General features: G+C 55.4%; 5 protein-coding genes, 2 tRNA genes and 3 rRNA genes. 5 read left to right on the top strand and 5 right to left on the bottom strand.

Annotated features, from left to right (window positions below; all coding sequences use genetic code 11):
- Nucleotides 1-5 precede the first annotated feature (5 nt).
- The 5 genes from ACP86_RS17270 (at nucleotide 6) to ACP86_RS17250 (ending at nucleotide 8,259) form a co-directional block, all read left to right on the top strand.
- A complete protein-coding gene (locus tag ACP86_RS17270) occupies nucleotides 6-1,772 on the top strand; it encodes a sodium:solute symporter family protein (RefSeq protein ID WP_053114898.1) in 1,767 nt (588 codons plus the stop codon).
- A 97-nt stretch (nucleotides 1,773-1,869) separates the two neighbouring features.
- On the top strand, nucleotides 1,870-2,376 hold the full coding sequence (locus tag ACP86_RS17265; protein WP_014576695.1) for a hypothetical protein: 507 nt from the start codon (nucleotides 1,870-1,872) through the stop codon (nucleotides 2,374-2,376).
- Nucleotides 2,377-2,429: 53 nt separating this feature from the next.
- Complete coding sequence (locus ACP86_RS17260) at nucleotides 2,430-5,948, top strand: PAS domain-containing hybrid sensor histidine kinase/response regulator (protein WP_008172926.1); 3,519 nt, start codon at nucleotides 2,430-2,432, stop codon at nucleotides 5,946-5,948.
- Nucleotides 5,945-7,582, top strand: coding sequence for a tetratricopeptide repeat-containing response regulator (locus ACP86_RS17255; RefSeq protein ID WP_053114897.1), 1,638 nt, complete (start codon nucleotides 5,945-5,947; stop codon nucleotides 7,580-7,582). Before ACP86_RS17260 ends, ACP86_RS17255 begins: the two co-directional genes overlap by 4 nt.
- Nucleotides 7,579-8,259 carry a sensor histidine kinase gene (locus ACP86_RS17250; RefSeq protein WP_008172928.1) on the top strand — a complete coding sequence of 227 codons (681 nt, stop codon included), beginning with the start codon at nucleotides 7,579-7,581 and terminating at the stop codon, nucleotides 8,257-8,259. The genes ACP86_RS17255 and ACP86_RS17250 overlap by 4 nt, the downstream gene beginning before the upstream one ends.
- Nucleotides 8,260-8,326: 67 nt before the next feature.
- Here the strand turns inward: ACP86_RS17250 and rrf are convergent.
- The 5 genes from rrf to ACP86_RS17225 form a co-directional block, all read right to left on the bottom strand.
- Nucleotides 8,327-8,441: ribosomal RNA gene (gene rrf, locus ACP86_RS17245) — 5S ribosomal RNA — on the bottom strand.
- Between the two features lie 99 nt (nucleotides 8,442-8,540).
- Nucleotides 8,541-11,432: ribosomal RNA gene (locus ACP86_RS17240) — 23S ribosomal RNA — on the bottom strand.
- Nucleotides 11,433-11,765: 333 nt separating this feature from the next.
- Nucleotides 11,766-11,841: transfer RNA gene (locus tag ACP86_RS17235), tRNA-Ala, on the bottom strand.
- Nucleotides 11,842-11,951: 110 nt separating this feature from the next.
- Nucleotides 11,952-12,028: transfer RNA gene (locus ACP86_RS17230), tRNA-Ile, on the bottom strand.
- A gap of 232 nt (nucleotides 12,029-12,260) precedes the next feature.
- Nucleotides 12,261-13,800, bottom strand: a 16S ribosomal RNA gene (locus ACP86_RS17225).
- Together the 16S, 23S and 5S rRNA genes with 2 tRNA genes alongside form the textbook arrangement of a ribosomal RNA operon.
- Nucleotides 13,801-13,838: the final 38 nt, after the last annotated feature.

The following is a 13,838-nucleotide window of genomic DNA, read 5'->3' as shown; positions in this document are numbered from 1 at the left end:
AACGAATGAGCCAATTTGCCATTAACATCATTTTCGTAGGGGGCTCATTCCTCCTCTACATCGCAATTGCTATCTGGGCCAAGGCCGGAAGCACGAGTGACTTCTACGTTGCCGGCGGCGGTGTTCATCCGATCACCAACGGCGCAGCAATCGGCGCCGACTGGATGTCCGCGGCATCGTTTATCTCCATGGCAGGTCTGATTGCTGCCGGTGGCTACGCCAACTCCACCTTCCTTATGGGTTGGACTGGCGGTTACGTTCTGCTGGCCATGCTGCTGGCTCCGTACCTGCGGAAGTTTGGCAAGTTTACGGTTCCCGAGTTTATCGGCGACCGTTTCTACAGCAAGAATGCCCGCCTCGTAGCGGTTATCTGCCTGATCGTAGCGTCTGTTACCTACGTAATCGGCCAGATGGCTGGTGCCGGTGTTGCCTTCTCCCGCTTCCTGGAAGTTGATTCCACCGTTGGCCTCATGATCGCGGCTGTCGTGGTCTTCATCTACGCAGTTATGGGTGGCATGAAGGGTATCACCTACACCCAGGTTGCACAGTACTGCGTGCTGATCATTGCCTACACCATTCCTGCGGTGTTCATCTCCCTGCAGCTGACCGGTAACCCGATTCCAGGTCTGGGTCTGTTCTCGACTCACGTGGATTCCGGCATGCCGATCCTCAGCAAGCTGAACCAGGTTATCACCGACCTCGGCTTCAATGAGTACACCGCCGATATCGACAACAAACTGAACATGGTTCTGTTTACCCTGTCTCTGATGATCGGTACCGCAGGCCTTCCACACGTTATCATCCGCTTCTTCACCGTACCCAAGGTGGCTGACGCACGCTGGTCCGCAGGCTGGGCGCTGGTATTCATCGCCCTGCTGTACCTGACTGCGCCGGCGGTTGCTTCCATGGCTCGCTTGAACCTGATGACCACCATCTACCCGGACGGCACCTCAGCGGAGCCCATCCAGTACGATGAGCGTCCAAACTGGATCAAGGAGTGGGAAGTAACTGGTCTTATCCAGTTCACCGACAAGAACGAAGACGGCCGTATCCAGCTTTACAACGACAGCGAAGCCTTCGCGCCTACGGCTGAAGCCCGCGGCTGGAACGGCAACGAGCTGGTCGTAAACCGGGATATCCTGGTACTGGCCAACCCGGAAATCGCCAACCTGCCAGGCTGGGTCATCGGTCTGATCGCAGCGGGTGGTCTCGCAGCAGCACTGTCCACAGCGGCCGGTCTATTGCTGGCGATCTCCTCGGCGGTCAGTCACGACCTGATCAAGGGTTCCATTAATCCGGCGATCTCGGAAAAAGGCGAGCTGCTCGCAGCACGGATATCGATGGCTGTGGCAATCGTTGTCGCCACATGGCTTGGTGCGAATCCTCCCGGCTTCGCGGCACAGGTTGTTGCATTGGCATTCGGTATCGCCGCTGCATCCCTGTTCCCGGCACTGATGATGGGCATCTTCTCCAAGCGCGTGAACAATACCGGTGCCATCGCTGGTATGCTGAGCGGTCTGACGTTCACCCTGGTATACATCTTCGTGTACAAGGGCTGGCTGTTCATCCCGGGTACAGCTAACCTGCCAGACACTCCTGAAAACTGGGTGCTGGGCATCTCCCCGCTGTCAATCGGCGCGGTTGGTGCAATCGTCAACTTTGCGGTAGCCTTCATTGTATCCAACGCAACTGAAGAACCGCCCGTTGAGATTCAGGAACTGGTTGAAAGCGTCCGTTACCCACGTGGTGCCGGTCAGGCTCAAGACCACTAAGCAACATCTCAGCCTGATTTGTTCGATGAACTGACAGGTTGATACTGAACGGGCTTCCTCAATGAGGAAGCCCGTTCTTTTTTGAGGAAGTCATAATATGTTCTGGACATTTGTCGCTACTGTAGTTTGCGGCCTTGGCGCTGCTGGTATTGCACTGGGTATTCGCGCCGCCACTCGAAACAAAGCCCCGAAGTGGATCATCCCCGTTTTTGCCGGCGCGGGCATGCTCGGCTATCTCATTTACATGGAATACACCTGGTTCGACCAGAAAGAAGCACGTCTGCCGGACGAAGCGGTGGTTGTGAGCACCGAATCCGACGGCATCCTGTGGCGCCCATGGACCTTCGTGCTCCCTTACGTCACCGCATTTTCCACGGTCGACACCAAAAGTATCAGCCGTGATACCAGCAGCGAAGACATCGTCCGGTTTACCCTCTATCGCTTCGAGCAGAAGATGACAGACGCGGTTTCTCATCGCGTTCACATCATTAACTGTGCGACCCGGGAACTGGTACCTCTGGGATCTGACGGAAGCCCGCGAGTGGATAACCTTAAACTGCTCGAGCCCGGAGACCCCCTGTATGAAACCGTCTGCGCCGAGTGATAACTCGTTAGCGTGATGCACCAACCTGCTGATACTGTCGGGAACGCGTAACCATGATTAGTGCCTGGCTGCTGGTCCTCATTTCCATCACCTACATCTCGATCCTGTTCGTGATCGCCTGGGCCGGCGACAAACACCCCGGGTTATATCGCAGGCGCCTGGCACGCACGCACATATACGCACTCTCCCTGGCAGTCTACTTCACCTCCTGGACTTTCTACGGCGCCGTTGGACGCGCCACCCAGGAGGGTCTGGGGTTTCTCCCCATCTACCTCGGGCCCTTGCTGGTCTTCGTGTTCGGTGCGCCCTTGCTGCGCCGGATCATCTATATCAGCAAGCGCAATAACAGTACCTCCATTGCCGACTTCATCGCCTCCCGGTATGGCAAATCCCAGCTCCTGGCCGCAATGATTGCAACCTTTGCCCTGATCGGCAGTGTTCCCTACATTGCGTTGCAACTGAAAGCCATTGCAATGGGCTTCAACGTGCTCTCGGCTACCGGAACAGGCTATGAAGAGCTGAGCACGGCGGCCTGGAGTGACTCCGCGTGGTACATCACCCTTGCCCTGGCGGTCTTTACCGTTCTGTTCGGTACCCGACACCTGGAATCCACCGAGCATCATCGGGGCATGATCCAGGCCGTGGCCTTCGAATCACTGATCAAGCTCGTGGCTTTCGTCGCTGTGGGGCTGTTCGTTGGCTACGGGCTCTATGGCGGGTTTGGCGATCTGTTTGAACGGGCTCGGGACGCCGACCTGATCGGCACCCTGACCACCGATGGTATCGAAGCGCCGGCATTCATTACCCAGACACTCATTGCCATGCTCGCGATCATCTGCCTGCCCCGGCAATTTCATGTCATGGTGGTTGAAAATACCGATCATCGGGACTTCGAGATTGCCCGCTGGGCTATGCCGATCTACCTGATCGTAGCCAGCGCCTTTGTGCTTCCTATTGCCGCTGCGGGCCTGCTGTCGCCCGAGGCCTCTGCTGGAAATCCTGACATCCTGATACTGCAGCTGCCGATCATGGCAGGCGAGGAATGGCTGGCCATACTGGCGTTCCTCGGTGGCGGGTCAGCGGCTGCAGCCATGGTAATCGTGTGCTCAGTGGCGATTGCCACCATGGTCAGCAACGAGATCATCATGCCGGCCCTGCTGAAATTTTTCCGACCGGGCATGAACCGGCGCACGGACCTCAGCTACCTGCTCCTGAGTATCCGCCGGGTCGCTATCTTTGTGGTGCTGCTCACCGCCTATGGTTTTTATCGGATGGCCGGCGAAGACTACAGCCTGACGGCCTTCGGCCTGCTGTCATTTGCGGCAGCGGCGCAGTTCGGGCCGGCGCTGGTAGGCGGCATTATCTGGCGCCGGGGCAATTACATGGGCGCCGTCTGGGGCCTTGGCCTTGGTTTCCTGATGTGGTGTTACACCCTGCTACTGCCGGCACTGGCCACCACCGGTTGGGTCAACGACACACTGATTGAGCAGGGAATCTGGGGACTGAACTGGACGCGCCCCACTGCCCTGTTCGGGTCCGAGCTGGACCAGACCAGTCACGGCATTATCTGGAGCCTCGGCATCAACACTTTGGTGTACATCGTACTTTCGATGCTGACCCGTCAACGTGTCCGAGAGAAGATCCAGATTGCCTCCTTCTTCCACGATCCGCAGCCCAAAGCGGAGACCGCGCAGCATCAGAGCTGGCAGGGCGAAATACTGACATCCGACCTCCAGGCGCTAACCGACCGGTTCATGGGTGAAGAACGCTCGGAAACCATTTTCCGGAATTACGAACGCCGCAACGCCATCCGTTTGCACCCGCACCGCCCGGCATCGGCGCACCTGATGAAATACATCGAGCGCCAACTGGCCTCGGTGATCGGCGCCTCCACCGCCAGGGTGGTCCTGGAATCGACCCTCACCGGCCGGGACATGCAGATCGAGGATGTGGTCAGCATCGTCGACGAAGCGTCCCAGGCCATGACCTTCAGCCGGGAGTTGCTCCAGTCAGCGATTGAAAATATCAGTCTGGGCGTGTCTGTGGTTAACCACCAGCAGCAACTGGTGGTCTGGAACCACCGATATCTGGAACTGTTCACCTACCCGAAGGGCTTCGTCAGGGTCGGTCGGCCTGTTGAAGATCTGATGCGCTATAACCTTACCAATGCCAATCTATCTGCCCGCCGGATTGATGAGATCGTCGTCGATCGCTGCACGAGCATGCGGGAGGGACGGCCGATGTCCTACGAGCGCCAGAGACCGGATGGTACGGTGTTACGCATCGATGGCAGCCCGATACCTGGTGGTGGCTATGTCACCACGTTCCAGGACATCACGGCCATGCGCAGAACCGAGCAGGCCCTCAAGGAGACCAACATCTACCTCGAGCAGCGGGTCAAGGAGCGCACCCAGGAGCTTCAGGTCATCAATGAGCAGATGCTGAAGGCCAAATCGGTGGCAGAACAGGCGAACCAGAGCAAGACACGCTTCCTAGCCTCTGCCAGCCACGACCTTCTCCAGCCCCTGAACGCAGCCAGACTGTTTACCTCTGCTCTCGCCGGGAAAGCAGATGACGGCGAGATGAAAGATCTCGTGGACCACATCGACAGCTCTCTCGGGGCTGCCGAGGAAATCATCAGCACCCTGCTGGATATTTCAAAGCTGGACGCGGGTGCGTTGGAGCCCGATATCGGGGTCTTCCCCGTGAACGAGATCATGCGCCACCTGGCAACCGACTTTTCAGCAATCGCCAAGGACCAGAACCTGGAGCTGCACGTTGTGCCCAGCACGGCCTGGATCCGATCCGATTCCAAATTGCTGCGTCGTGTGGTCCAGAATTTCCTGTCCAACGCCATACGTTACACGCCGGAAGGCAAGATTCTGCTCGGGTGCCGGCGTCTGAAAGGCTATATTCGTATAGAAGTCTGGGATACCGGTCCCGGTATACCCGAGGACCAGCTGGCACACATTTTCGAGGAATTTCGTCGGTTTCAGCATGGCCGGGATAAAAAGGGCCTGGGGCTCGGTCTCGCCATCGTTGACCGTATCAGCGGCATGCTGAACCACCCGGTCAGCGTCCATTCCGTCCAGGGCCGAGGCAGTGTCTTCGGTATCACCGTGCCAACAGCGGCTCCGGAACAGAACGAGACCACCGCTGCCAAGCCCGCATCGGGCTCACGCAGGGTATCCAACCTCGGAGGCCTGCATTTCCTGTGCATCGATAACGATCCGGCTATCCTGCAGGGCATGGTCGCGTTGCTTGGGAACTGGAAATGTGACGTAACGGCCGCCGAAAGCCTGGAAGACGCCATGGAAAAACTGGAAGGGAATCGGCCTGATATTATACTTGCCGATTATCAGCTAGATGATAACAAGAACGGCCTCGATGCCATGGACAGCATTCGCGGTGCTCTTAATGCCAACATCCCGGGCATACTCATCACCGGTTATATGGCGCCTGAAGTTCGGGAGGATGCCATCAACCGGGGCTACCAGATTCTCTACAAACCGGTGAAACCGGCTGCACTGAGGGCACTGGTTAACAAGCTACTGAAACAGAAGCGCTCATGACCGACACCAAAGCGGACGCCAATCCTTTCGGCAAACTCAACTATCTCGTGATCGATGACTTCGAAAATTTCCGGTTGTCCATTCGCCAGATGTTGCGCAGTTGTGGCGCTGACTCTATCGAGCTGGTCTCCAATGCCAGTCAGGCCATCCAGCACTGTACCTACAATCACGTGGATGTCGTGTTGTGCGACTTCAACCTGGGAGAGGGCAAGAATGGCCAGCATATCCTCGAGGACCTCCGGTATAAAAAATTACTGAAGCGCTCATCCCTGTTCCTCATGGTAACAGCGGAGACTTCCAAGGAAATGGTCATGGGGGCGAGGGAGTACCAGCCCGATGCCTATCTGACCAAGCCCATCAACCGGGCTGTACTCGAGAAACGTCTTAGCGCCCTGATCAGCCAGCGCAACACACTCATGCCCATCAATCGGGAAATCGACCGGGAAAACTACCCGGAAGCCATTTCGCTCTGTCTCCAAATGCTGCCCCGGCAGCCACGTTACAAGACCTGGTTAATGAAAACCCTGGGCGACCTGTATTTCCAGCTCGGGGACCTGGCGCACGCGCTCAAAACCTTCGATGACGTTCTTGCACAACGGGAATTGTCCTGGGCAAGGCTCGGACGCTGCAAAGTCCTGCTCGCCAATCGAAGCTTCGACCAGGCTGTTGAAGGCCTGCGAGAGCTTATTGCAAATCATCCGGACTACATGGAGGCCTATGACCTTCTGGCAGAGGGGTTCGAACGGCAGGGCCGGCCGACACAGGCACAGCAGGTACTGGAGAAAGCCATAGAGCATTCCCCCAATGCCCTACTTCGGCAAAAGCATCTTGCACAGCTGGCCGGCTCCAACCAAGATCTCGAAACATCATCCGAGGCCTGGCAGCGCACAATAGAGCTTGGCACCCACTCGATTCACGACAATTCAGAGCATTACCTCGCCTTGGGCCAGGCACTTTCCGACCTCAGCGAGGGCAATCTTGAAGAAGAAGGCAAAGAAAAAGCCAGGGAAGCACTGACCGTTCTCAAGAAGATGGAAAAACGATTCGAGGCCGAGGAAGGTATCAGTTTGCGGAGCCAGATCGTCCAGTGCCGGGTTTATGCGGGACAGAGTCAGGATAAAGAGGCGACCGAAATCCTCGAGAGGATCAGACCGAAACTCGACAATGCCGCAGCCCTGGATGCCGCAACGGGTCTTGATTACGCCAAGACCCTGTTTCGACTCGGACATGAAAGCGACGCCAAAGCGCTATTACGAGAGATGTCAGAGCGGTTCAGCAACGAGCCTGACATACTTCAGAAGATTGAAAGCCTCCTTGATGAGCCCGTAGGGTTCCGGCAGAAAATCAAAGCCCGAACCCTCAACCGGGATGGCATAAAAGCGTTCGAAGCCGGGAACCTGCAAGAAGCCGTGGAGATCTTTTCAAAGGCTCTGGAAATCGTCCCGGACCACGCTGCCCTGAACCTTAACCTGGTTCAGGTGCTGATGAAGGAGAATGACAACAGTCCCGGTAACGCTGAGCTCCTCAAACGCTGCCAGACTTGCCTGGATCGCCTTGCAGGACTGCCGGAGCAACACCGCCAACATCGGCGCTATATCGCCTTACAACGAAAACTGAAGGGGCTGATGGTATGAAAGACCAGAATATCGATTTTTCCATGGTGCTTGCCTCAGCCGTTCACGATATGAAGAACTCGCTTGGCATGCTCCTTAATTCCCTCGACGAGCTTCGCAGCGAGCACGAGGAAAGCCTCGGGGAATCTTCCCGCTTCAATACCTTGCAGTACGAAGCCGAACGGATGCACAACGATCTGGTGCAACTCCTTGGTATCTACCGGCTTGGCGAGAACAACCTCTCGGCACACATTGAGGAGCACTTTGTGCCGGATTTCCTCTCGGAACACCTGGCCAGACACAACCCTCTTCTGCAAGGGCTCGGCATTGATGTTTCCGTGGACGCTGAGGACATAAACGGCTTTTTCGACGAGGATCTGTTGACCGGTGTACTCAATAACACCATCAACAATGCCATCCGCTATACCCGCAGCAGAATCCGGCTTACCGCTGGTGAGAGAGACGGTTATCTGGTGATCGGTGTTGAAGACGATGGCAAGGGCTATCCCGACAGCATGCAGCACACGGGAACACTCAACTTCAAATCCCTTGATTTCAAGAGTGGCAGTACCAGCCTCGGGCTGTTCTTCGCCTCATCCGTTGCCAGACTGCACAGTGAGGGAAAGCGAAGTGGGTCGATAAAACTCCACAACGGTGGAAGCCTCGGTGGTGGTGTGTTTGAGATCTGGCTGCCCTGATCCAGGTCTTTTCTGAAGGCAATAAAAAACCCCAGCATCGAGGATGCTGGGGTTTTTGGTATTAGGAGCCTGACGATGACCTACTCTCACATGGGCAACGCCACACTACCATCGGCGCTGGTCTGTTTCACTTCTGAGTTCGGGATGGGATCAGGTGGTTCCAGACCGCTATGGTCGTCAGGCAAAACGGTTGATCACTGGAGGACGAGAAGGAACTGAGTGATGTTGATTTCGTTTGAGCGGTTAGGCTCTGCGTTATCCGCAATTGTCTTGGGTGTTATATAGTCAAGCCGCACGAGCAATTAGTATCGGTTAGCTCAACGCCTCGCAGCGCTTACACACCCGACCTATCAACGTCCTGGTCTTGAACGGCTCTTCAGGGACCTCAAGGGTCCAGGGAGATCTCATCTTGGAAGGGGCTTCCCGCTTAGATGCTTTCAGCGGTTATCCTGTCCGAACATAGCTACCGGGCAATGCGACTGGCGTCACAACCCGAACACCAGAGGTTCGTCCACTCCGGTCCTCTCGTACTAGGAGCAGCTTTCCTCAAATCTCCAACGTCCACGGCAGATAGGGACCGAACTGTCTCACGACGTTCTAAACCCAGCTCGCGTACCACTTTAAATGGCGAACAGCCATACCCTTGGGACCGGCTTCAGCCCCAGGATGTGATGAGCCGACATCGAGGTGCCAAACACCGCCGTCGATGTGAACTCTTGGGCGGTATCAGCCTGTTATCCCCGGAGTACCTTTTATCCGTTGAGCGATGGCCCTTCCATACAGAACCACCGGATCACTATGACCTACTTTCGTACCTGCTCGACGTGTCTGTCTCGCAGTTAAGCGGGCTTGTGCCATTACACTAACCGCATGATGTCCGACCATGCTTAGCCCACCTTTGTGCTCCTCCGTTACGCTTTGGGAGGAGACCGCCCCAGTCAAACTACCCACCACACAGTGTCCTCATCCCCGATAAGGGGACCAAGTTAGAACCTCAAACATGTCAGGCTGGTATTTCAAGGTTGGCTCCATGAGAACTGGCGTTCCCACTTCAAAGCCTCCCAGCTATCCTACACAAACATGCTCAAAGTTCACTGTGAAGCTATAGTAAAGGTTCACGGGGTCTTTCCGTCTAGCCGCGGATACACCGCATCTTCACGGCGATTTCAATTTCACTGAGTCTCGGGTAGAGACAGCGCCCCCATCGTTACGCCATTCGTGCAGGTCGGAACTTACCCGACAAGGAATTTCGCTACCTTAGGACCGTTATAGTTACGGCCGCCGTTTACCGGGGCTTCGATCAAGAGCTTCGCGCAAGCGCTAACCCCATCAATTAACCTTCCGGCACCGGGCAGGCGTCACACCGTATACGTCCACTTTCGTGTTTGCACAGTGCTGTGTTTTTAATAAACAGTCGCAGGGGCCTGGTATCTTCGACTGGCTTCAGCTCCACCCGCAGGGATTTCACTTACCACCAGCGTGCCTTCTCCCGAAGTTACGGCACCATTTTGCCTAGTTCCTTTACCCGAGTTCTCTCAAGCGCCTTGGTATTCTCTACCTGACCACCTGTGTCGGTTTGGGGTACGGTCTCGAATAGCCTGAAGCTTAGAAGATTTTCCTGGAAGCATGGCATCAATGACTTCCCGCTCTAAGAGCAGTCGTCGTCGCGTCTCGAGATTGTGGACCCGGATTTGCCTAAGTCCACTCCCTACTCGCTTAAACCGGGACAACCGTCGCCCGGCTCACCTAGCCTTCTCCGTCTCTCCATCGCAGCTATCCAAGGTACGGGAATATTAACCCGTTTCCCATCGACTACACCTTTCGGTCTCGCCTTAGGGGCCGACTCACCCTGCGCCGATTAGCGTTGCGCAGGAACCCTTGGTCTTCCGGCGTGCGGGTTTTTCACCCGCATTGTCGTTACTCATGTCAGCATTCGCACTTCTGATACCTCCAGCATGCTTCTCAACACACCTTCGCAGGCTTACAGAACGCTCCCCTACCCCGCATACAAAGTATGCAGCCGCAGCTTCGGTGACCAGTTTGAGCCCCGTTACATCTTCCGCGCAGGCCGACTCGACTAGTGAGCTATTACGCTTTCTTTAAAGGATGGCTGCTTCTAAGCCAACCTCCTAGCTGTCTGAGCCTTCCCACATCGTTTCCCACTTAACTGGTACTTGGGGACCTTAGCTGGCGGTCTGGGTTGTTTCCCTCTTCACGACGGACGTTAGCACCCGCCGTGTGTCTCCCGGATAGTACTCACAGGTATTCGGAGTTTGCATCGGGTTGGTAAGTCGGGATGACCCCCTAGCCGAAACAGTGCTCTACCCCCTGTGGTATTCGTCCGAGGCGCTACCTAAATAGCTTTCGGGGAGAACCAGCTATCTCCGGGCTTGATTAGCCTTTCACTCCGATCCACAAGTCATCCCCTGGCTTTTCAACGACAGTGGGTTCGGTCCTCCAGTGCCTGTTACGGCACCTTCAACCTGCTCATGGATAGATCGCCCGGTTTCGGGTCTATGCCCAGCGACTAAATCGCCCTATTCAGACTCGGTTTCCCTACGGCTCCCCTAAACGGTTAACCTCGCCACTGAACATAAGTCGCTGACCCATTATACAAAAGGTACGCCGTCACGGAACAAGTCCGCTCCGACTGCTTGTACGCATACGGTTTCAGGATCTATTTCACTCCCCTCACAGGGGTTCTTTTCGCCTTTCCCTCACGGTACTGGTTCACTATCGGTCAGTCAGGAGTATTTAGCCTTGGAGGATGGTCCCCCCATGTTCAGACAGGATATCACGTGTCCCGTCCTACTCGATTTCACCAGACTCAGGTTTCGGATACGGGGCTATCACCCACTATGGCGGCACTTTCCAGAGCCTTCTCCTACCAGTTGTCTAGCTTAAGGGCTAGTCCCCGTTCGCTCGCCGCTACTTAGGGAATCTCGGTTGATTTCTTTTCCTCGGGGTACTTAGATGTTTCAGTTCCCCCGGTTCGCCTCTTACACCTATGTATTCAGTGCAAGATACCGACCCGAAAGTCGGTGGGTTTCCCCATTCAGAAATGCCCGGATCACAGCTTGTTTGCCAGCTCCCCGAACCTTATCGCAGGCTTCCACGTCTTTCATCGCCTCTGACTGCCAAGGCATCCACCGTATGCGCTTAGTTGCTTGACTATATAACCCCAAGACAACTGATCACGAATCCACACTCATCACCAGGCAAGCCTGATTCAGAGGTTTCTTCGAGACAGCCACTTGAAGCAATAGAACAACCACTTCAACGACAACACCGGATAACGCTTGAAATCGTTATCACTCTGATCAATGAATTCCGGAGATAATGGAATCCATCAATCGTGTTCTATCTCGTCCAATTTGTTAAAGAGCAAATCTGACCCAGTGATCAGAAAGAAGGGCTTCGAACTTTTTCATCAAGTTGAAACACTTGTTTCTGCACACTGCTAACCGGAGTTAGTCAGTTATGTAAGCATCGATCGTTCAGGCTTTTGGTGGAGCCAGGCGGGATCGAACCGCCGACCTCCTGCGTGCAAGGCAGGCGCTCTCCCAGCTGAGCTATGGCCCCAGATAACCACGCTGTTTCGTCGTAGACCAGAATTTTACTGATCTAGGCGCTTTCAGGCGTAGTGTGCGAACAGCACATGAGCCTGGAAGCAACGACGAGCAGTGAAATTCTGGTGGGTCTGGGTGGACTTGAACCACCGACCTCACCCTTATCAGGGGTGCGCTCTAACCACCTGAGCTACAGACCCGGTTTTGCTTGTCTTCGAACCGCCCGGACTGCGTTGCAGCTCTCGCTCAGTTGGTCACGTACTGATGTACGCTCCCGCCTTCACTCAACCTGCGCCTTGCCAGCCGATCCGAATCCGGCGCTAAACCCTGAGGTTTAACCAAACCGACATCGGGCCTGCAAAGACCCTTTGCTCTCTTCTTAAGCTAACCAAGTAATTCGTGTGGACTCTGACCGAAGCGTTCGGCTTCGTTTAAGGAGGTGATCCAGCCGCAGGTTCCCCTACGGCTACCTTGTTACGACTTCACCCCAGTCATGAACCACACCGTGGTGATCGTCCTCCCGAAGGTTAGACTAACCACTTCTGGTGCAATCCACTCCCATGGTGTGACGGGCGGTGTGTACAAGGCCCGGGAACGTATTCACCGTGACATTCTGATTCACGATTACTAGCGATTCCGACTTCACGCAGTCGAGTTGCAGACTGCGATCCGGACTACGATGCGTTTTGTGAGATTGGCTCCCCCTCGCGGGTTTGCAGCCCTCTGTGCGCACCATTGTAGCACGTGTGTAGCCCTGGCCGTAAGGGCCATGATGACCTGACGTCATCCCCACCTTCCTCCGGTTTGTCACCGGCAGTCTCCCTAGAGTTCTCAGCCGAACTGCTAGCAACTAGGGATAGGGGTTGCGCTCGTTACGGGACTTAACCCAACATCTCACGACACGAGCTGACGACGGCCATGCAGCACCTGTGTCAGAGTTCCCGAAGGCACCAATCCATCTCTGGAAAGTTCTCTGCATGTCAAGGCCAGGTAAGGTTCTTCGCGTTGCGTCGAATTAAACCACATGCTCCACCGCTTGTGCGGGCCCCCGTCAATTCATTTGAGTTTTAACCTTGCGGCCGTACTCCCCAGGCGGTCTACTTAGTGCGTTAGCTGCGCCACTAAGACTTCAAGAGTCCCAACGGCTAGTAGACATCGTTTACGGCGTGGACTACCAGGGTATCTAATCCTGTTTGCTCCCCACGCTTTCGCACCTCAGTGTCAGTATTGGTCCAGGTAGCCGCCTTCGCCACTGGTGTTCCTTCCTATATCTACGCATTTCACCGCTACACAGGAAATTCCACTACCCTCTACCATACTCTAGCCTGACAGTTCGAAATGCCGTTCCCAGGTTAAGCCCGGGGCTTTCACATCTCGCTTATCAAACCACCTACGCGCGCTTTACGCCCAGTAATTCCGATTAACGCTTGCACCCTCCGTATTACCGCGGCTGCTGGCACGGAGTTAGCCGGTGCTTCTTCTGTGAGTAACGTCAAGCCCTACGAGTATTAGTCGCAGAGTTTTCCTCCTCACTGAAAGTGCTTTACAACCCGAAAGCCTTCTTCACACACGCGGCATGGCTGGATCAGGGTTGCCCCCATTGTCCAATATTCCCCACTGCTGCCTCCCGTAGGAGTTCGGGCCGTGTCTCAGTCCCGATGTGGCTGATCATCCTCTCAGACCAGCTACGGATCGTCGCCTTGGTAGGCCTTTACCCCACCAACTAGCTAATCCGACATAGGCACATCCAATAGCGCAAGGTCCGAAGATCCCCTGCTTTCCCCCGAAGGGCGTACGCGGTATTAATCCGGGTTTCCCCGGGCTATCCCCCACTACTGGGCAGTTTCCTATGCATTACTCACCCGTCCGCCGCTCGTCAGCATCTAGCAAGCTAGATCTGTTACCGCTCGACTTGCATGTGTTAAGCCTGCCGCCAGCGTTCAATCTGAGCCATGATCAAACTCTTCAGTTTAAATCATACAAGAATCCGAAGATTCTCTATTCTTGCTC

This window comes from Marinobacter sp. CP1 (assembly GCF_001266795.1).
GTDB classification, from domain to species: domain Bacteria; phylum Pseudomonadota; class Gammaproteobacteria; order Pseudomonadales; family Oleiphilaceae; genus Marinobacter; species Marinobacter flavimaris.
This window is presented reverse-complemented; position numbering and strand designations above follow the sequence as displayed.

Excerpts from the sequence above, each read along its gene's own strand:
- ACP86_RS17250 (WP_008172928.1), top strand. The coding sequence starts at position 7,579 with ATGAAAGACCAGAATATCGATTTTTCCATGGTGCTTGCCTCAGCCGTT.
- ACP86_RS17270 (WP_053114898.1), top strand. The coding sequence starts at position 6 with ATGAGCCAATTTGCCATTAACATCATTTTCGTAGGGGGCTCATTCCTC.
- ACP86_RS17265 (WP_014576695.1), top strand. The coding sequence starts at position 1,870 with ATGTTCTGGACATTTGTCGCTACTGTAGTTTGCGGCCTTGGCGCTGCT.
- ACP86_RS17260 (WP_008172926.1), top strand. The coding sequence starts at position 2,430 with ATGATTAGTGCCTGGCTGCTGGTCCTCATTTCCATCACCTACATCTCG.
- ACP86_RS17255 (WP_053114897.1), top strand. The coding sequence starts at position 5,945 with ATGACCGACACCAAAGCGGACGCCAATCCTTTCGGCAAACTCAACTAT.